A 17,772-nucleotide genomic window follows, 5' to 3' on the forward strand; every position below is an offset into this window, starting at 1 on the left:
CCATGACAATAACTCCACAACAACTGATCGCGCTGCTACCGCTGCTGATCGTCGGATTGACGGTGGTGGTTGTGATGCTCTCCATTGCGTGGCGACGCAATCACTTCCTGAATGCCACGCTGTCGGTCATCGGCCTGAATGCCGCGTTAGTCTCTCTCTGGTTTGTTGGCCAGGGTGGGGCGATGGACGTCACCCCGCTGATGCGCGTTGACGGTTACGCCATGCTGTATACCGGTCTGGTGCTGCTGGCGAGCCTGGCAACCTGCACCTTTGCGTACCCGTGGCTCGAAGGCTACAACGACAATAAAGAAGAGTTTTACCTGCTGGTTCTGATTGCCGCGCTGGGCGGCATTCTGCTGGCGAATGCGAACCATCTGGCCGCGCTGTTCCTCGGTATTGAGCTGATCTCTCTGCCGCTGTTCGGTCTGATTGGTTACGCCTTCCGTCAGAAGCGCTCGCTGGAAGCAAGCATCAAGTACACCATCTTGTCTGCTGCTGCGTCCTCGTTCCTGCTGTTTGGTATTGCGCTGCTGTACGCACAGTCCGGTAACCTCTCCTTCATGGCGCTCGGCAAGAGCCTCGGTGACGGCATGCTGCATGAGCCGCTGCTGCTGGCGGGTCTGGGCATGATGATCGTTGGCCTCGGCTTTAAACTCTCTCTGGTGCCGTTCCACCTGTGGACGCCAGACGTATACCAGGGCGCTCCGGCTCCGGTGTCGACCTTCCTGGCGACGGCGAGCAAAATCGCTATCTTCGGTGTGGTCATGCGTCTGTTCCTGTACGCACCGGTAGGTGACAGCGAAGCGGTTCGCGTGGTGCTGGGCATTATCGCGTTCGTCTCCATCATCTTCGGTAACCTGATGGCGCTGAGCCAGACCAACATCAAGCGTCTGCTGGGCTACTCGTCTATCTCTCATCTGGGCTACCTGATGGTGGCGCTGATTGCGCTGCAGAGCGGTGAGATGTCGATGGAAGCCGTAGGCGTGTATCTGGCCGGCTACCTGTTCAGCAGCCTCGGCGCCTTCGGCGTGGTGAGCCTGATGTCCAGCCCGTACCGTGGTCCGGATGCCGATTCACTGTTCTCCTACCGTGGTCTGTTCTGGCACCGTCCGATCCTGTCCGCGGTGATGACCGTGATGATGCTCTCTCTGGCGGGCATCCCGATGACGCTTGGCTTTATCGGTAAGTTCTACGTGCTGGCCGTCGGTGTGCAGGCGCACCTGTGGTGGCTGACTGCGGGCGTGGTTATCGGCTCCGCGATTGGTCTCTACTACTACCTGCGCGTGGCCGTGAGCCTGTACCTGAGCGCGCCTCAGCAGCTCAACCGTGATGCCCCAACCAACTGGCAGTACAGCGCCGGTGGTATCGTCGTGCTTATCTCCGCGCTGCTGGTGTTGATCTTCGGTATCTATCCGCAGCCGCTGATTGATATCGTGCAGCGAGCGATGCCGCTGATGTAAAACAAAAAACCCGCCTCGGCGGGTTTTTTTATGATTTTCGCCCTCTCCCTGTGGGAGAGGGACGGGGTGAGGGCACCAGCCCGCACCAGACTTAAGCCAGCTGCTTCCGGCTAATCAACGGCCCGTCAATCTTCTTCATCGAGCGGTCAAGCACTTCCTCAATCACCGACGACAGCTCGTTCAGCTCAAACTTCGCGACATACCCGTCCGCCTTCACCTTGCGAATATGGTCTTCGTTGGCGTTGCCGGAAAGGGAAGAGTGGATCACCACCGGAATGTCTTTCAGGAACGGGTCGGTTTTAATTTTGCGCGTCAGCGTAAAACCGTCCATCTCCGGCATTTCGAGGTCGGTCAGCACCAGAGCGATCTTATCGGTGATGGGAACCCCTTCAGCCTGGGCCTGTGCCGCCAGCACGCCAATTTTTTCCCACGCCTCTTTGCCGGTGATATGCAGCTGCGCCGGGATCTCCATCGCCTGCAGACCTTTCTCCAGCATCGAGCGCGCCACTTTGGAATCTTCCGCGACGATGGCGACAGCGCCTGGTTTGATATGGAATTTGGTGGTCTTCAGGTTCGTGGCGTGCAGATCGTGATTGGCAGGGGTGATGTCATACAGGATCTGCTCAACGTCCAGCACCATCGCCAGATCGTTGGTATCGGTCTTCTCGTCCAGGCACGCAATGCTGGTGATGTAGCGACCGCTGACGGCGGTTTCCGCCGCGTGCACCTGCTTCCAGTCCAGACGCATGATGTTCTCAACCGATTCCACGGCAAACGCCTGCACGCTGCGCGCATATTCGGTAATCAGCAGGATGTTCAGTCCGGTGGTGGGCTTACAGCCCGCCACGGCGGCCAGGTCAATCACCGGGATCACCTGATCGCGAATATTCACCATTCCCATCAGCGGTGACTTCATCCCGGCGGGTTTCGTGAACTCCGGCATCGGCACAATTTCACGCAGCTTAAAGACGTTAATGCCAAACAGCTCGGATTTATTTTCGTTCAGAGAGGTGCCAAGACGGAACAGCAACAGTTCAAAACGGTTCGACAGGGTCAGATTCGCCCTGTCATCAATATCTTTCTGGAAATTATCCATTCTACCCTCGAGAGAAATGCTGACCTTTTAATCGTTATCGGCATCCTGAGGGAAAAATGAAGGACTAAACGCTGACCTGAGCGAAATCTTCGGCCAGCTCACATTCCGGAAACAGCGTGCGGCACTCTGCCAGCAGGCTTGCGCATCCCCGCGCGTCGTAGCGCGAGCTGACGTGGGTGACGATGAGCCGCCCGACGCGCGCGTCACGGGCAAGCTGCGCCGCCTGACGCGTGGAGCTGTGGCCCCGGCTGTTGGCTTTCTCTTCCATCGCCGCTTCAAGCGTCGCTTCATGCACCATTACGTCCACGCCCTGGGCCAGCGTGAGCGCCGCCGGGCAAGGGGCCGTATCGCCAAAAATCGCCAGTTTTTTGCCGGGCTGCGGTGCAGCGAGATAATCCTGGCCGTTGATGACGCGTCCGTCCTCCAGCGTGACGGTCTCTCCGTGCTTCAGACGCTGGAACAGCGGCCCGGGCTTTACGCCGTCGGCGATCAGCGCGGCGGCATCCAGCGCGCCGGGTTTGTCATGCGCCTCAATGCGGTAGCCATAGCACTCCACAGGATGATTGAGCGGTTGAGCAGTCACCCGATAATCCCCGTCGTCGAAAACCAGGCCTTCGGTTATCTCAACGACCTCCAGCGGATAATCGGTCCATGACCCGCTCAGGCGCAGCGTAGCTTCAACAAATTCACGAATACCCGCTGGCCCGTAAATCGTCAGCGGGTTGGCGTTACCGGCCATCGAGCGGCTGCAGAGCAGGCCGGGAAGGCCAAACAGATGGTCGCCATGCAGATGGGTGATAAAAATTTTATCCAGCTTGCCTGGGTGATAAACGGTGTGTAACAGCTGATGCTGCGTCCCTTCACCACAGTCAAACAGCCACAGCCCGCCACGGGTGGGGTGCTTAAGATCCAGCAGGATCGCCGTCACGTTTCGTGAGCGGGTTGGCACGCCAGCGGACGTACCCAGAAAAATCAGTTCCATAACGCAATCAGCCCTTTGCCGAACGGGGAGGGGTTTAGTATAACGTGATGAACCCCAGGAAGGAGACTGACATGATCCAGTGGCAAGATTTACATCATAGTGACCTCACCGTTAATGCACTTTACGCCCTGCTGAAGCTGCGCTGCGAAGTGTTTGTTGTGGAACAGACCTGCCCGTATCAGGATATCGATGGCGATGACCTCGTTGGCGAGAACCGCCATATCCTCGGCTGGCGGGATAACGAGCTGGTGGCGTATGCGAGGATTCTGAAAAGCGAAGACGATTTTGAGCCTGTCGTCATTGGCCGCGTCATCATCAGCGGCAAGGCGCGCGGCGAAAAACTCGGCTATCAGCTGATGGAAAAAACGCTGGAAGCGTGCCGGAAACAGTGGCCGGACAAGGCGTTATACCTGGGCGCGCAGGCGCACCTGCAGTCGTTCTATGCCCACTTTGGCTTCACGCCGGTAACGGAAGTGTATGACGAAGATGGCATTCCCCACATCGGCATGGCGCGGGAAACGAAACAGGCGTAATGGCGGCACGTTGGCTATAGTTAGCGGACTGGTGTACTAACATGGAGAAAAATATGTCATTTCAATCCTGGGATACCCGTATCGACGACGATCTGGCCTTACTGAGCGAAACGCTTGAAGAGGTGTTACGTTCCTCGGGCGACCCTGCCGATCAGAAATATATTGAGCTAAAGGCCCGTGCCGAGCAGGCGCTGCATGAAGTGAAAAACCGCGTCAGCCACGCGTCAGATACTTACTACTACCGTGCCAAAAAAGCGGTCTATCGTGCCGATGATTACGTGCATGAAAAACCGTGGCAGGGCATTGGAGTGGGTGCTGCCGTAGGTCTGGTACTGGGGCTGCTGTTAGCCCGTCGTTAAGCCGCTTAACCACTCCCTATACGTGGGTACTGCTATTTATGGTCAGTACCCCGTATAATACGAGGTTTTAACAGGGAGAGGTTCGCGTGAATTCGATTTTCCTCGCGCTGGAGCAACTGCGTAGCCAGCTATCGCAAGCGTTACCCGCAGCACCCGGCATACGTCATTTCGACGTCTCTTTCCCGTTAAACGACGCCTTCGATCCCCTCGCCTGGCTGGGCGAGCAGCAGTGTTATCCGCAGTTTTACTGGCAGCAGCGTAACGGCGATGAAGAGCTGGCCGCGCTGGGGGCAGTCACCCAATTTTCCTCTCTGGCGTTAGCCTCGCAGTTTTTGCGCGAGCAAAACGCAGCAGGTGATACCCGTATCTGCGGCCTGAACGCCTTTAATCCGGAGCAGGGTAGCCTCTTTTTACCGCGACTGCTCTGGCGACGCACCGCCGGTAACGCCACGCTGCGCCTGCAGCTGTGGAGCAACCGCTCGCTTCAGGAGGATGCCCGCGCCGCGCTGGATTTTTTACAGCAGCTCCGTCCTGCGAGATCTATCCGTCCGCTGTCCGTTCAGGTTGAGCACGAAACCCATCAGCCGCAGCAGGCCGAATGGCTGAAGCTTATCCGCACGGCGACGGAGACCATCGCGCGCGGTGATTTTGAAAAGGTCGTCCTCGCGAGGGCAACCGATCTGCAGTTCACGCAGCGCGTTAACCCCGTCGCGCTGATGGCGGCCAGCCGCGCCCTGAATTTACACTGCTACCATTTCTGCATGGTATTCGACGCCAGCAACGCGTTTCTTGGCTCTACGCCCGAGCGTCTCTGGCGGCGGCGCGGCAAGCTGCTGCGCACCGAAGCGCTGGCGGGCACCGTCGCCAGCCACAATGATGATAAACAGGCGCAGCGTCTCGGCGAGTGGTTGCTTAACGACGATAAAAACCAGCGCGAAAATATGCTGGTCGTGGAAGATATCTGCCAGCGACTTCAGCACCATACGCAGACGCTTGAGGTACTGCCTGCCCAGGTGGTACGCCTGCGTAAAGTGCAGCATTTGCGCCGCTGTATCTGGACCGAGCTCAAACAGGCCGATGATGAGCAGTGTCTGCTCATGTTACAGCCGACCGCGGCCGTTGCCGGATTACCCCGACAGCCTGCGCGCGAGTTTATCCAGAAGGTTGAACCCTTTAACCGCGAATGGTACGCCGGTTCGGCCGGGTATTTATCTCCTGAACAGAGTGAGTTCTGCGTGGCGTTGCGCTCCGCGCGGGTTCTGGAGGATTCTCTGCGGCTCTACGCCGGTGCCGGTATTGTCAGCGGGTCTGACCCGGAGCAGGAGTGGCAGGAGATTGAAAACAAAGCCGCCGGATTGCGCTCTCTGCTCCTAAGGGATTAATACTGAATCGCGCAATCCCGATTCATATCAAAATTCCATTTTTTTCTATTATTTATACTGTGTCGCATTCTTGATACCGGACAATCTCATGTCAGTAAGTTCTTTTAACCGACGCTGGGCGGCGGTGATCCTTGAAGCCCTGACGCGCCATGGCGTCAGGCACGTGTGTATTGCACCGGGTTCTCGCTCAACGCCGCTGACGCTGGCGGCCGCTGAAAACCGGGCGTTGATTCACCACACCCACTTTGATGAACGCGGTCTCGGCCATCTTGCGCTTGGGCTGGCGAAAGTCAGCAAAGAACCTGTAGCGGTGATCGTCACCTCCGGTACCGCCGTGGCGAACCTCTATCCGGCCCTGATTGAAGCCGGGTTAACCGGTGAAAAACTGATCTTACTGACGGCAGATCGCCCCCCTGAGCTTATCGACTGCGGCGCCAATCAGGCCATTCGCCAGCCGGGGCTCTTTGCTTCGCATCCTTCGCAGACGATTTCGTTACCGCGTCCCACCCAGGATATTCCGGCAAGCTGGCTGGTCTCCACCGTCGATCACGCCATGGAGACGTTGCGCAGCGGGGCGTTGCATATCAACTGTCCGTTTGCCGAGCCGCTGTACGGTGAGCTGGACGACACGGGTCTTGACTGGCAGCAGTCCCTTGGCGACTGGTGGGAGAGTGAAAAACCGTGGCTGCGTGAGCAGACGCATCTTGAGAGCGCGAAGCAGCGCGACTGGTTCTTCTGGCGGCAGAAGCGCGGCGTGGTGATTGCCGGGCGCATGAGCGCCGCCGAAGGCAAGCTGGTTGCCGAATGGGCGCAAACCCTTGGCTGGCCGCTGATAGGCGACGTGCTTTCCCAGACCGGTCAGCCGCTGCCGTGCGCCGACCTCTGGCTGGGTAATGCCAAAGCGGTCACCGAGCTGGCGCAGGCGCAGATTGTGGTTCAGCTTGGATCGAGTTTGACCGGCAAACGGTTACTGCAGTGGCAGGCCACCTGCGAGCCGGAAGAGTACTGGCTGGTGGATGCGCTGGAAGGGCGGCTTGACCCGGCGCACCATCGCGGTCGTCGTCTGGTCAGCAGTATCGACGCCTGGCTGACGCTTCATCCGGCTGAAAAACGCAAGCCCTGGGCGGTGGCCATCCCTGACCTTTCGCGCCAGGCGTGGGAACTGACCAAAGCGCACTGTGAAGCGTTTAGCGAGGCCGGGCTGGCGCACCGTATTCGCCAGTGCCTGCCTGAACAGGGGCAACTGTTTGTCGGCAACAGCCTGGTCGTGCGGCTGATTGACGCGTTTTCGAAGCTGCCCGTGGGCTACCCGGTGTACAGCAACCGCGGTGCCAGCGGCATCGACGGGCTGATCTCCACGGCGGCGGGCGTGCAGCGCGCCAGCGCGAAATCGACGCTGGCGATCGTGGGCGATCTCTCCGCGCTCTACGATCTCAACGCGCTGGCGCTGCTGCGTCAGGCGTCAGCCCCGTTTGTGCTGATTGTGGTCAACAACAACGGCGGGCAGATTTTCTCCCTGCTGCCAACGCCGCAGAGCGAGCGCGAGCGCTTCTATCTGATGCCGCAGAACGTGCAGTTCGAACACGCCGCGGCAATGTTTAGCCTGAAATACCATCGCCCGGAAAGCTGGGAACAGCTGGACGCGGCGTTAAGCAGCGCCTGGAAGCAGCCGGGTGCGACGCTGATTGAGCTGGTGGTGAACGATGCTGACGGTGCGCAGGCCCTGCAAAGCCTGCTGGCGCAGGTGAGCCAGCTGTGATCCTCTCTGGCGTGCAGCGGGCTGGAAAACCAGGCTATCCCTGGCTGGTCTTTTTGCACGGTTTTTCCGGGGACTGCCGCGAGTGGCAGAGGGTCGGTGAAGGGCTCAGCGATTACCCCCGGCTGTACCTGGAACTGCCGGGTCACGGTGGATCCCGGGATCTGGGCGTGGCGGGGTTTGACGAGATGAGCAAGTTGCTCACCCGAACCCTTCTTAGTTACAACATACTGAAATTCTGGCTTGTCGGGTACTCCCTCGGCGGCCGCATTGCGATGTTCCATGCCTGCCAGCAGCCGAAGGGTCTGCTGGGCGTGATGGTGGAGGGCGGTCATCCGGGCCTGCAGGATGCCGATGCGAGAAATGCGCGGCGGGCATCCGACCGCGGCTGGGCGACGCGTTTTCGCACCGAACCGCTGGAGAAGGTGTTCACGGACTGGTATCAACAGCCCGTGTTCGCCTCCCTCACGGACGCCCAGCGCGATGCGCTGATTACCCTGCGCAGCCAGAACAGCGGCGCGACGCTGGCGATGATGCTCGAGGCGACCTCGCTGGCCGTGCAGCCTGATTTGCGTGCCGCGCTTAGCGCACGCGATTTCTCTTTTGACTATCTCTATGGCGAACGGGATGAGAAGTTCGCGGCCCTTGCCGCGGAAGTGAACGCCGTTCGCCATGTAATTCCCAATGCCGGACACAACGCCCACCGGGAAAACCCCGATGCGGTTATCGCGAGTCTGGCTCAGATACTGCGTTATCGAATAAAGGACACTCTATGATCTATCCTGATGAAAACATGCTCTACGCCCCGGTTGAATGGCAGGACTGCTCCGAAGGCTACACCGACATTCGCTACCACAAATCCACCGACGGCATTGCCAAAATCACCATTAACCGCCCGCAGGTGCGTAACGCCTTTCGTCCGCTGACCGTGAAAGAGATGATTCAGGCCCTGGCGGATGCGCGCTACGACGACAACATCGGCGTGATTGTCCTGACCGGCGAAGGCGATAAGGCGTTCTGCTCCGGTGGCGATCAGAAAGTGCGCGGTGACTACGGCGGATACCAGGACGATGCGGGCACGCACCACCTGAACGTCCTCGATTTCCAGCGTCAGATCCGCACCTGTCCAAAACCGGTGGTGGCGATGGTGGCGGGCTACTCCATCGGCGGCGGTCACGTGCTGCACATGATGTGCGATCTGACCATTGCCGCCGAGAACGCCATCTTCGGCCAGACGGGCCCTAAAGTGGGGTCTTTCGACGGCGGCTGGGGCGCCTCGTACATGGCGCGCATCGTCGGGCAGAAAAAAGCCCGTGAAATCTGGTTCCTGTGCCGTCAGTACAACGCTCAGGAAGCGCTGGATATGGGCCTGGTGAATACCGTAGTACCGATTGCCGATCTCGAAAAAGAGACCGTACGCTGGTGTCGCGAAATGCTGCAAAACAGCCCAATGGCGCTGCGCTGCCTCAAAGCCGCTCTCAACGCCGACTGTGACGGTCAGGCGGGTCTGCAGGAGCTCGCGGGCAACGCCACCATGCTGTTCTACATGACCGAAGAGGGTCAGGAAGGGCGCAACGCGTTTAACGAAAAACGCCAGCCGGACTTCAGCAAATACAAACGGAACCCGTAATGCGTCGCGCGCAGGTTTACCGCTGGCAGATACCGATGGACGCGGGCGTGGTGCTGCGTGAACGGCGGTTAAAAACCCGTGACGGCTTCTTCGTCCATCTACAGCAGGACGAGCGGGAAGGCTGGGGCGAGATTTCGCCTCTGCCGGGCTTTAGCCTGGAGTCGCTGGATGACGCGCGGTCAGCATTGCTGGCGTGGGCGGACGCGTGGCGCGAGGGCGAGAACCCGGCGCTGCCGGACGTGCCTTCCGCGGCTTTTGGTCTCAGCTGCGCGCTGGCGGAGCTGGACGGTAGCCTGCCTGAAGAGGCTAACTACCGCGCGGCACCGCTCTGCACGGGCGATCCTGACGAGCTGTTCGCGCTGCTCTCCGCCATGCCGGGCGAGAAGGTGGCGAAAATTAAAGTCGGTCTCTACGAGGCGGTGCGCGACGGCATGGTCGCCAACCTGCTGCTTGAAGCGATCCCTGACCTTCATCTGCGTCTGGACGCTAACCGCGCCTGGACGCCGCTCAAGGCGCAGCAGTTTGCAAAGTACGTCAACCCGGCGTACCGCAGCCGCATTGCCTTCCTCGAAGAACCGTGCAAAACCCGCGACGATTCGCGCGCGTTCGCCCGCGAAACGGGGATAGCCATCGCCTGGGATGAAAGCCTGCGCGAGGATGATTTTGAATTTGTCGCCGAGCCCGGCGTCAGCGCGGTGGTGATTAAACCGACGCTGACCGGCAGCCTGGCGAAGGTGCGCGAGCAGGTCGCGGCAGCGCACGCGCTTGGACTGACGGCGGTCATCAGCTCGTCGATTGAGTCCAGCCTTGGGTTGACCCAGCTGGCGCGCATTGCCGCCTGGCTAACGCCGGACACGATCCCTGGCCTCGACACGCTGAACCTGATGCAGGCTCAGCTTATCCGCACGTGGCCGGACAGCGCGCTGCCGTGCCTCGACGTCGCGGCGCTGGAGCCGCTGCGATGAGTTTTACCGACTGGCCGTGGCGGCACTGGTGCGCGCAGTTTGCCGATAAGCCGGCCCTCAGGCTGGACGACGAGGTGCACAGCTGGCAGCAGCTGTGCACCCGCATCGACCGCCTGGCGGCAGAGTTTCATCTGCAGGGCGTGGAGGAGGGCGACGGCGTGCTACTGCTGGCCCATAATCATCCGCAAACCCTGCTGGCGTGGCTGGCGCTGCTCCAGTGCGGGGCGCGTATTCTTCCCGTTAATCCGCAGCTGCCGCGCCCGCTGCTGGACGTGTTGCTCCCGCAGATGACGCTGCGTTTTGCGCTGGTGCTGGACGGTACCTGTGAGGGGCTTCCTGCCCTGCGCATGCGCGAGCGCACGGGTGAATATTGCGTTGCGTGGCAACCGTCGCGGCTCGCGTCCATGACGCTGACCTCCGGCTCCACCGGGCTGCCGAAAGCGGCGGTGCATACCTGCGAGGCTCATCTCGCCAGCGCGCGCGGCGTGCTGGCGCTGATGCCCTACGGTGAAGACGATGACTGGCTGCTTTCGCTGCCGCTGTTTCACGTTTCCGGGCAGGGGATTTTATGGCGCTGGCTGCAGGCCGGGGCGCGGTTAACCGTGCGCGAGAAACAGCCGCTGGCGCAGGCGTTGCTCGGCTGCACCCACGCCTCGCTGGTGCCGACCCAGCTCTGGCGCCTGCTTAATACCCACCAGCCTGTCGCACTGAAAGCGGTGCTTCTGGGCGGAGCCGCCATCCCTGTTGAATTGACGCAGCAGGCGCGCGAGCAGGGGATTCGCACCTTCTGCGGCTACGGCCTGACCGAGTTTGCTTCTACCGTCTGCGCGAAAGCGGCGGACGGCGCGCCGGACGTAGGCGATGCGCTGCCGGGCAGAGAGGTGCAGGTGGTTAACGGTGAGGTCTGGATCCGGGCGCAAAGCATGGCCTCAGGCTACTGGCGGGACGGCGAACTAGTTCCGCTGACCAACGCGCAGGGATGGTTCGCTACCCGCGATCGCGGCGAATGGCATGACGGCCGACTGACGATCCTGGGCCGCATGGACAACCTCTTTTTTAGCGGCGGAGAAGGGATCCAGCCGGAGAGCCTTGAGCGTGTTATCGCCCGCCATCCGCAGATTAACCAGGTGTTTATCGTCCCGCTGGACGACGCCGAGTTTGGGCAACGTCCGGTGGCGGTGGTGGAGTGCGAGCCGGGCACGGATATCACCTGTTTACCTGACTGGGTCAGGGATAAGGTGGCGCGTTTTGAGCAACCCGTCCGCTGGCTGCTGTTGCCGACCGAACTCAAAAATGGCGGCATTAAAGTCTCGCGCCGCGCGTTGCAGCAGTGGGTGAACGCATCGCTGAAGGGATAATCGCCGTTTCAAATAGTTACAATCTACCGTTCTGCCGCACGCAGAGTGCTTGATCCCCGGGAGACTCCGGTTAAAATCTCGCGGTTTTGGGACTTCTTTATAATAATTGTGCGGGATCACGACAATGAAAAAAGTGGCATTACTGGGCTTCGGCCTGATGGTTGTATCTGCGGCGGCTAACGCCATTAGCATTAACGGCTCGGCGGGTCAGGATTACACCCACCTGGGGTTTGGCATGGGTACCGAGACTTCCGGTCTGGCGATGACCGGCGGCTGGACGCATAACGATGACGACGGCGACGCGGCGAGCCTCGGCCTGGGTCTGAACGTTCCTCTTGGCCCGTTCCTGGCCACCGTCGGCGGTAAAGGTATCTATACCAACCCAAATGACGGTGACGAAGGGTACGCGGCCGCAGTGGGCGGCGGGCTGCAGTGGAAAATTGGCGACAGCTTCGGCCTGTTTGGTGAGTATTACTATTCGCCGGATTCCCTCTCAAGCGGTATCGAAAGCTATGAAGAGGCCAACGCCGGCGCGCGCTGGACCATCATGCGTCCGATTACCATCGAAGCGGGCTATCGCTATCTGAACCTGGCCGGCAAAGACGGCAACCGCGATAACGCGCTGGCCGACGGCCCGTACGTGGGCGTCAGCGCAGGCTTCTAATCACTCCGGCGCGGCGTTCTGCCGCGCCAGTTTCTCTCTTCTCCACCCCGCGTTTGCGCTATAGTGTTTTGACCAAATAAGCGGGAGAACATAATGATTAACGTGGAGATGTTATCCACCGGCGACGAAGTGCTGCATGGACAAATTATTGATACCAATGCTGCCTGGCTTGCCGATCTTTTCTTTGAGCAAGGATTACCGTTAACGCGCCGCAATACGGTGGGCGACAGTCTGGAGTCGCTGGTCGCTATTCTGCGCGAGCGCAGCGAGCACTGCGACGTGCTGATTGTGAACGGCGGGCTCGGCCCCACCAGTGACGATCTCAGCGCGCTGGCCGCCGCTACCGCAAAAGGCGAAGGGCTGGTGCTGCACGAGGCGTGGCTTTCGCAGATGGAGCGCTTTTTCTCCGAACGTGGCCGCGTCATGGCCCCCAGCAACCGCAAACAGGCTGAAATTCCCGCCAGCGCCGAGCTGGTCGATAACCCGGTCGGGACCGCGTGCGGGTTTGCCATGCAGCTGAACCGCTGCCTGATGTTCTTCACGCCGGGCGTGCCCTCAGAATTTAAAGTGATGGTCGAGCAGCAGATCCTGCCGCGCCTTCGCGATCGTTTTACCCTGCCTGAACCTCCGCTGTGCCTGCGTCTGACCACCTTTGGCCGCTCGGAAAGCGATCTGGCCCAGAGCCTAGACCCTCTCCCGCTGCCGCCGGGCGTCTCCATGGGCTATCGCTCCTCCATGCCGATCATTGAACTTAAGCTGACAGGCCCGGCCGAGCAGAAAGCGGCGATGCTGGCCCTGTGGCCCGAGGTGCAGCGCGTGGCGGGCGAAAGCCTGATCTTTGAAGGAACGGAAGGGCTACCCGCGCAGATTGCGGCGCATCTGCAGTCGCGTCAGCTGAGCGTGACCTTAAGCGAGCAGTTCACCGGCGGCCTGCTGGCGCTGCAGCTGTCGCGCGTCAACGCGCCGCTGCTGGCCAGCGAAGTGGTGCCGTTCCAGCAGGAGACCCTGGCGCAAACCGCCCGCTGGGCTTCCGAAAGAAGGGTAAAACATTTTGCCGGTCTGGCGCTGTTTGTCGGGGGGCTGGATGAGGAATACCTTAACTTCGCGCTGGCGACGCCGGAAGGCACCTGGGCGCTGCGGGTTAAAATGAGCATCACCCGCCATAGCCTGGCGGTGCGTCAGGAGGTTTGCGCCATGATGGCGTTGAACATGCTGCGCCGCTGGCTGAATGGTAAAGAGGTTGCCAGCGAGCACGGCTGGATCCATGTGGTCGAGTCGCTGTTCATCGAGTAAAACCTGTGCCGGGGCGTTTCGCCCCGCCATGTTCAGCCCAGCGCCTTCGCCAGCAGGGTAATCGGATGTTCACAGCGCTTGCTGGTGGACATCTCAATCTGCCACTTGCAGGTTTCGCAGTCGGTCACCACGATATCCGCGCCGCTCTCTTCAATCTGACGGAACAGCGGGGCGCCAATCGCCTGTGACGTTTCGTAGTTTTCACGCTTGAAGCCGTAGGTTCCCGCAATCCCGCAGCAGCGCGAATCCAGCACCGTCAGCTCCAGGCCGGGAATAAGCCGCAGCAGCTCAAGCGTATAGAGCGACCAGCCCATTTTCTCCATGTGACACGGCGTGTGGTAGACCACTTTCAGCGGTAATGTCCCCAGCGGCAACGTCTGCCCGCTATCGAGTTTGCGCCACAGGAAGCGTGTCGCCAGCTCGATGTGCTCGCGCAGGCCGGTGTTATCCACGTCCAGCAGATGCGGGTACTCGTCGCGCAGGGTGAAGGTACAGGTGGACGAGGTCGCCAGCACCGGAATACCTTTATCGACAATCGCTTCGCGCAGGGAAGTGACATTGCTCTGAGCCTGCCTGCGCGCTTTATCGGTAAACCCGTTGGCAATCAGCGGTACGCCGCAGCATTTCTCTTTGTTCAGTAACTGAACGCCCGTTCCCATGGCGTTCAGCACCTTCAGCAGATCTTTACCCAGCTGCGGGTGGTTGTAGTTCACATAGCAGCCGTGGAAAAAGGCCACCTGGTCGGCATACTTCGCCTGTTCCGCCGCGACGGATTTGTACCAGCGGCGGAAGGTGCCGTGAGAATATTTCGGCAGGCTGCGGTGATGGTCTATCTTCAGCGTCGCATCCAGCAGCTGGCGCACCGGTTTGAGCGAGGTCGCGGCATTCACCAGCGGGGCAAACGGCGTCGAGACACTGCCCATCAGATCGGTATGGCTCAGGATCGCGTCCCGCAGCGTCGGCTTTTGCGTGCTGTAGCGCGCCCGGGCGCGCTGGATGATATCGCCGATTTTAACATCCGACGGGCAGGCAACTTCGCAGCGTTTGCAGTTGATGCAGTATTTCAGCGCCTCGTCGTACAGCTTGCCGTCCTTCAGACGCAGACGCTCGCCGTCCGGCCCGGCCTGTTTTGGCCCGGGATAGCGTGGGTTCACGCCGCTGACCGGGCAGACGGTGGTACACACCGTGCATTTAATGCAGCTTTCAAAACGGGTGTCGTTCATTGTTCAGCCTCCGTACGCTGGCTAATCTGCTCTGCCACATACAGCGCCGTGATGGCGCAGACCCCGCCACCGCATCCCTGGGTAATGGGATCGTACCCGCCCAGCAGCGAGCCGATGGCAAAGAGATTACTGACGGGCCTACCGGAAAGCTGCGGATGCAGCTGGCTATCGACAATCACGCCGAACTGCTGCCAGGGCTGCGGCGAGAAGAAATCACTCTGATACCAGTCCGCGCGTGAGGCACGCTGGCGAACATCCAGCCCCATAATGGCTTCCCGGATGCCCTCCCGGCTGCTCAGCAGCCCGTTGCTGAAGAAGCTGCCGCTTGCCAGCACCGTATAGCGGGCACGAAGCGGAATATCGTCGTGGTTGCGCGTCCAGATTTCGCTCACCGCGCCGTCGGTCAGGGTGATTTTTTTCACCTCATCACCCGCCATCCACACGCCGCCCTGCGCGGCAAACTGGCGCTGGAGCTGGGTATGCAGGCGTATGCCGGGTACGGAAGGGGGCAGCGTGGGCAGCAGGCCGAGCGAGCAGGGCAGCCGATCCGAGAGCCAGCGCCAGAGCCGGTTGTCGCGTAAACCAAAGCAGGCGGGCATCAGCAGGGCGTCGCAGCCGTCGCCGAGCGGCCTGAGCGCGTCATACAGCAGCGGCCATTTGTCCTCGTTATCCAGAAAGCGGGCGATATTCACCGCGCGAAACTCGCTCGGGTTATCGCGCAGGACATCAAGCTCGGGCAGCTCTATCTCTGCCGTTTCGGCGTTAACGCCCTGGCGACAGAGCGACGCCGCCGCGAGATGGGGCTGAAAATCCAGAAAGCCGCTAATACCCACGACCCGCACGCGCGCGGCATTGAAGGGAGCAACGGGTACCTCCTCCGGGCTGAGCCAGGCAGAGCGTAGGGTGCCGAGCGGCGTGACGCGCTGGTGATTGAGCCGGGCGCTCCCCTTCAGACGCGCGCCGCAGTCCGCCAGCAGCGCTTCGGTTTCCAGCGCAAAGCGGTCAATATGCTGCGCGCCAATCAGGTGATACGGGTGCTCCGGCGGCAGCTTGTCGCGGTACGCTTCGTCCACCAGATCCAGCGAGCCCGACGAGAAGTGCAGGGCGCTCTGGCCCCGGGTGATAATGGCGCAGCGCAGCCCCTGCTTCGTGAGCTTGATGCCGCAGAGCAGGCCTGCCAGCCCGCCGCCGACGATGACGGTATCAAATTTCATCGCGTTGCTCCTTCTCAAGACCGCAAAGCCCCTGGTAGACCCAGCGGGTAAATTCGCTTTCGCGCAGGGCATCGCCCCACGCGACAGGCTGAATGCCTTTCCAGCGCTCGTTTAAAAACGCGCTGAGCTGATCGAGCGACTGGGTGGCGGTGGTGGTGTGAAAACGCTGCAATAGTCCGGCGGCACGACAGGCGCACAGCTCGCCCTGACAGGTCCCCATTCCAACGCGGGTACGGCGGCGAAGATCGAGCAGGCTTTTGACCGTCAGGCTCTCCACCGCGTACTGCACCTCACCGGCGGTGACGGCTTCGCACTCGCACACCAGGCTGCGGCTCAATCTTCCTTCACCGAGCCACTGTGGCGTTCTGTCGCCGTGGCGGTAAATAGCGGATCCGCGCAGCGGCGCGGGCAGGGAAATAATTTTTTGCAGCGTTTTTTCGGTGGACTGACGCGAGCCGGGCAGGGCTTGTTCTGCCGTCACGCACCGTTCGGTATTGCCCAGCTTGCGGCAGACGGCATCGGTCGCCCACTCGGCCATCAGGCGGTAGGTCATCAGCTTGCCGCCGGTGATGGTGATAAACCCGTCCATGCCGTCGCGCTCGGCGTGATCGAGCAGCACGATGCCCCGGCTAACGTTACGCCCGCTCGGGTCGTTATCGCTGGCGACCAGCGGGCGCACGCCCGCGTAGGCGCGCAGAATACGCGTCTGCGCCATCACCGGGGCCAGTTTTTCCCCTTCGCGCAGCAGGATGTCGACCTCTTCGGCGGTCACGCGGTTGTAGTCAATCTCGCTGTAGTCCACGTGGGTTGAGGTGGTACCGATTAACGAAATGGTGTCGCCCGGGACGAGGATATCGGCATCAGACGGTTTGCGGCAGCGGTTGATCACGTGGTTATTGATGCGGTGGTCGAGGATCAGCAGCGAGCCTTTCGCCGGGAACATGCGCACCGACAGGTCCGCGTATTCTGCGATGCGCTGCCCCCAGATCCCCGCCGCGTTGACTACTACGGCGGCATACAGCTCGCTGTGTTCGTTATATTGTGTATCAAGGATCCGCACGCCGCAGATGCGATGACCTTCGCGGATAAGCCCGGTCACCTCGTGCCCGGTCAGGATGTGCGCGCCATGCTCGCGTGCGTCCAGCATATTGGCGGCGGTCAGGCGGAAGGGGTCAACGGTGCCGTCAGGCACTTTCACCGCGCCAATAAGCGCCGGGTTAACCGACGGCTCCAGCCGCCGCGCCAGCGCCGGGTCCATGGCCTCCGCCTGAATGCCTGCCGCAGTGCAGGCGGTAATAAAGGTGTCCTGAAAGGCGAGGTCATCTTCTGGAAGGGTAATAAAGAGGCCGTCGGTCGGCTCAATGCAGTGGCGGGCGATACGCTTGAGGATCTGGTTTTCAGCAATACATTCGCGCGCGGATTCACCGTCGGTAACCGCGTACCGCGCGCCGCTGTGCAGCAGGCCATGGTTACGCCCGGTTGCGCCCGTGGCGATATCATGGCGCTCCAGAAGCGTGACGCTTAAGCCGCGAAGGGCGCAATCGCGTGCGATCCCGGCGCCGGTTGCGCCACCGCCAATGATTATCACATCGCTGTAGCGAGGATCGTGAATGGTCATTGTTTACCCTCTATGTTCGTTTTTTTATCATTTAGCCATATCAATAGTGTGGTTTGTTTGATTTCGAACATAAACGCGCGAAATTCGAAAGTGAAACGTGATTTCATGCGCTTTTTTGCGCATTCTGTCATATTTCTGTAACAATCTGTGCGTTGATTCACAGTAACAATCACCGTGATTTCTTAACATCCCCGCCTCTGGAATTCAGGTGCGAGCCACCTGCTCATTCAATTCAAGGC

At 60.5% G+C, this 17,772-nt stretch carries 16 protein-coding genes; 11 read left to right on the top strand and 5 right to left on the bottom strand.

Features of this window, described 5'->3' with window-relative positions; genetic code table 11:
• Positions 1-2 precede the first annotated feature (2 nt).
• Complete coding sequence (gene nuoN / locus AB8846_RS13740; protein ID WP_029740937.1) at positions 3-1,460, top strand: NADH-quinone oxidoreductase subunit NuoN; 1,458 nt, start codon at positions 3-5, stop codon at positions 1,458-1,460.
• A gap of 91 nt (positions 1,461-1,551) precedes the next feature.
• On the opposite strand, the gene AB8846_RS13745 is transcribed toward nuoN, so the two are convergent.
• Together AB8846_RS13745 and rbn are read right to left on the bottom strand one after the other, a co-directional pair.
• Positions 1,552-2,556 carry a chemotaxis protein gene (locus AB8846_RS13745; RefSeq protein WP_032643418.1) on the bottom strand — a complete coding sequence of 335 codons (1,005 nt, stop codon included), beginning with the start codon at positions 2,554-2,556 and terminating at the stop codon, positions 1,552-1,554.
• 64 nt (positions 2,557-2,620) lie between these two features.
• The gene (rbn, locus tag AB8846_RS13750; RefSeq protein WP_370732928.1) at positions 2,621-3,538 is read right to left on the bottom strand and encodes a ribonuclease BN; all 918 of its coding nucleotides are present in this window, start codon (positions 3,536-3,538) and stop codon (positions 2,621-2,623) included.
• A 71-nt stretch (positions 3,539-3,609) separates the two neighbouring features.
• Between rbn and AB8846_RS13755 the strand changes: the two genes are divergently transcribed.
• From AB8846_RS13755 to AB8846_RS13800, 10 genes are all read left to right on the top strand, one after another.
• A complete protein-coding gene (locus AB8846_RS13755; protein WP_063143736.1) occupies positions 3,610-4,071 on the top strand; it encodes a GNAT family N-acetyltransferase in 462 nt (153 codons plus the stop codon).
• Between the two features lie 53 nt (positions 4,072-4,124).
• Complete coding sequence (gene elaB, locus AB8846_RS13760) at positions 4,125-4,430, top strand: stress response protein ElaB (protein WP_008500219.1); 306 nt, start codon at positions 4,125-4,127, stop codon at positions 4,428-4,430.
• Between the two features lie 86 nt (positions 4,431-4,516).
• Positions 4,517-5,812 (top strand): isochorismate synthase MenF, encoded by a 1,296-nt coding sequence (gene menF, locus AB8846_RS13765; RefSeq protein ID WP_370732929.1) that lies wholly within the window; start codon positions 4,517-4,519, stop codon positions 5,810-5,812.
• Positions 5,813-5,900: 88 nt separating this feature from the next.
• Complete coding sequence (gene menD, locus AB8846_RS13770; RefSeq protein WP_370732930.1) at positions 5,901-7,571, top strand: 2-succinyl-5-enolpyruvyl-6-hydroxy-3-cyclohexene-1-carboxylic-acid synthase; 1,671 nt, start codon at positions 5,901-5,903, stop codon at positions 7,569-7,571.
• Positions 7,568-8,344, top strand: a complete 777-nt coding sequence (gene menH, locus AB8846_RS13775; protein ID WP_370732931.1) for a 2-succinyl-6-hydroxy-2,4-cyclohexadiene-1-carboxylate synthase — start codon at positions 7,568-7,570, stop codon at positions 8,342-8,344. The genes menD and menH overlap by 4 nt, the downstream gene beginning before the upstream one ends.
• Positions 8,341-9,198, top strand: a complete 858-nt coding sequence (gene menB / locus AB8846_RS13780; RefSeq protein WP_023312524.1) for a 1,4-dihydroxy-2-naphthoyl-CoA synthase — start codon at positions 8,341-8,343, stop codon at positions 9,196-9,198. The genes menH and menB overlap by 4 nt, the downstream gene beginning before the upstream one ends.
• Positions 9,198-10,163: an o-succinylbenzoate synthase gene (gene menC / locus AB8846_RS13785; RefSeq protein ID WP_370732932.1), complete on the top strand. Its 966-nt coding sequence runs from the start codon at positions 9,198-9,200 to the stop codon at positions 10,161-10,163. The genes menB and menC overlap by 1 nt, the downstream gene beginning before the upstream one ends.
• Entirely contained in the window at positions 10,160-11,521 is a 1,362-nt protein-coding gene (gene menE, locus AB8846_RS13790) for an o-succinylbenzoate--CoA ligase (RefSeq protein ID WP_370732933.1), read from the top strand. Before menC ends, menE begins: the two co-directional genes overlap by 4 nt.
• Before the next feature lie 124 nt (positions 11,522-11,645).
• The gene (locus AB8846_RS13795; protein ID WP_024908211.1) at positions 11,646-12,185 is read left to right on the top strand and encodes a YfaZ family outer membrane protein; all 540 of its coding nucleotides are present in this window, start codon (positions 11,646-11,648) and stop codon (positions 12,183-12,185) included.
• A gap of 93 nt (positions 12,186-12,278) precedes the next feature.
• Entirely contained in the window at positions 12,279-13,478 is a 1,200-nt protein-coding gene (locus AB8846_RS13800; RefSeq protein WP_370732934.1) for a nicotinamide mononucleotide deamidase-related protein YfaY, read from the top strand.
• A 32-nt stretch (positions 13,479-13,510) separates the two neighbouring features.
• On the opposite strand, the gene glpC is transcribed toward AB8846_RS13800, so the two are convergent.
• The 3 genes from glpC to glpA are packed head-to-tail and all read right to left on the bottom strand — an operon-like array spanning position 13,511 to position 17,533.
• Complete coding sequence (gene glpC / locus AB8846_RS13805; protein WP_370732935.1) at positions 13,511-14,701, bottom strand: anaerobic glycerol-3-phosphate dehydrogenase subunit GlpC; 1,191 nt, start codon at positions 14,699-14,701, stop codon at positions 13,511-13,513.
• Entirely contained in the window at positions 14,698-15,915 is a 1,218-nt protein-coding gene (gene glpB, locus AB8846_RS13810) for a glycerol-3-phosphate dehydrogenase subunit GlpB (RefSeq protein WP_370732936.1), read from the bottom strand. Before glpB ends, glpC begins: the two co-directional genes overlap by 4 nt.
• A complete protein-coding gene (gene glpA / locus AB8846_RS13815) occupies positions 15,905-17,533 on the bottom strand; it encodes an anaerobic glycerol-3-phosphate dehydrogenase subunit A (protein ID WP_370732937.1) in 1,629 nt (542 codons plus the stop codon). Before glpA ends, glpB begins: the two co-directional genes overlap by 11 nt.
• Positions 17,534-17,772 lie beyond the last annotated feature (239 nt).

It is taken from the genome of Enterobacter sp. KB-221C9 (assembly GCF_041320715.1).
Classification (GTDB): domain Bacteria; phylum Pseudomonadota; class Gammaproteobacteria; order Enterobacterales; family Enterobacteriaceae; genus Enterobacter; species Enterobacter asburiae_D.

Bases quoted from the DNA above. Each gene is read 5' to 3' on its own strand.
- glpA (WP_370732937.1), bottom strand. From the start codon at position 17,533: ATGACCATTCACGATCCTCGCTACAGCGATGTGATAATCATTGGCGGT.
- menC (WP_370732932.1), top strand. From the start codon at position 9,198: ATGCGTCGCGCGCAGGTTTACCGCTGGCAGATACCGATGGACGCGGGC.
- glpB (WP_370732936.1), bottom strand. From the start codon at position 15,915: ATGAAATTTGATACCGTCATCGTCGGCGGCGGGCTGGCAGGCCTGCTC.
- AB8846_RS13795 (WP_024908211.1), top strand. From the start codon at position 11,646: ATGAAAAAAGTGGCATTACTGGGCTTCGGCCTGATGGTTGTATCTGCG.
- rbn (WP_370732928.1), bottom strand. From the start codon at position 3,538: ATGGAACTGATTTTTCTGGGTACGTCCGCTGGCGTGCCAACCCGCTCA.
- AB8846_RS13755 (WP_063143736.1), top strand. From the start codon at position 3,610: ATGATCCAGTGGCAAGATTTACATCATAGTGACCTCACCGTTAATGCA.
- elaB (WP_008500219.1), top strand. From the start codon at position 4,125: ATGTCATTTCAATCCTGGGATACCCGTATCGACGACGATCTGGCCTTA.
- menE (WP_370732933.1), top strand. From the start codon at position 10,160: ATGAGTTTTACCGACTGGCCGTGGCGGCACTGGTGCGCGCAGTTTGCC.
- nuoN (WP_029740937.1), top strand. From the start codon at position 3: ATGACAATAACTCCACAACAACTGATCGCGCTGCTACCGCTGCTGATC.
- AB8846_RS13745 (WP_032643418.1), bottom strand. From the start codon at position 2,556: ATGGATAATTTCCAGAAAGATATTGATGACAGGGCGAATCTGACCCTG.
- AB8846_RS13800 (WP_370732934.1), top strand. From the start codon at position 12,279: ATGATTAACGTGGAGATGTTATCCACCGGCGACGAAGTGCTGCATGGA.
- menD (WP_370732930.1), top strand. From the start codon at position 5,901: ATGTCAGTAAGTTCTTTTAACCGACGCTGGGCGGCGGTGATCCTTGAA.
- menB (WP_023312524.1), top strand. From the start codon at position 8,341: ATGATCTATCCTGATGAAAACATGCTCTACGCCCCGGTTGAATGGCAG.
- glpC (WP_370732935.1), bottom strand. From the start codon at position 14,701: ATGAACGACACCCGTTTTGAAAGCTGCATTAAATGCACGGTGTGTACC.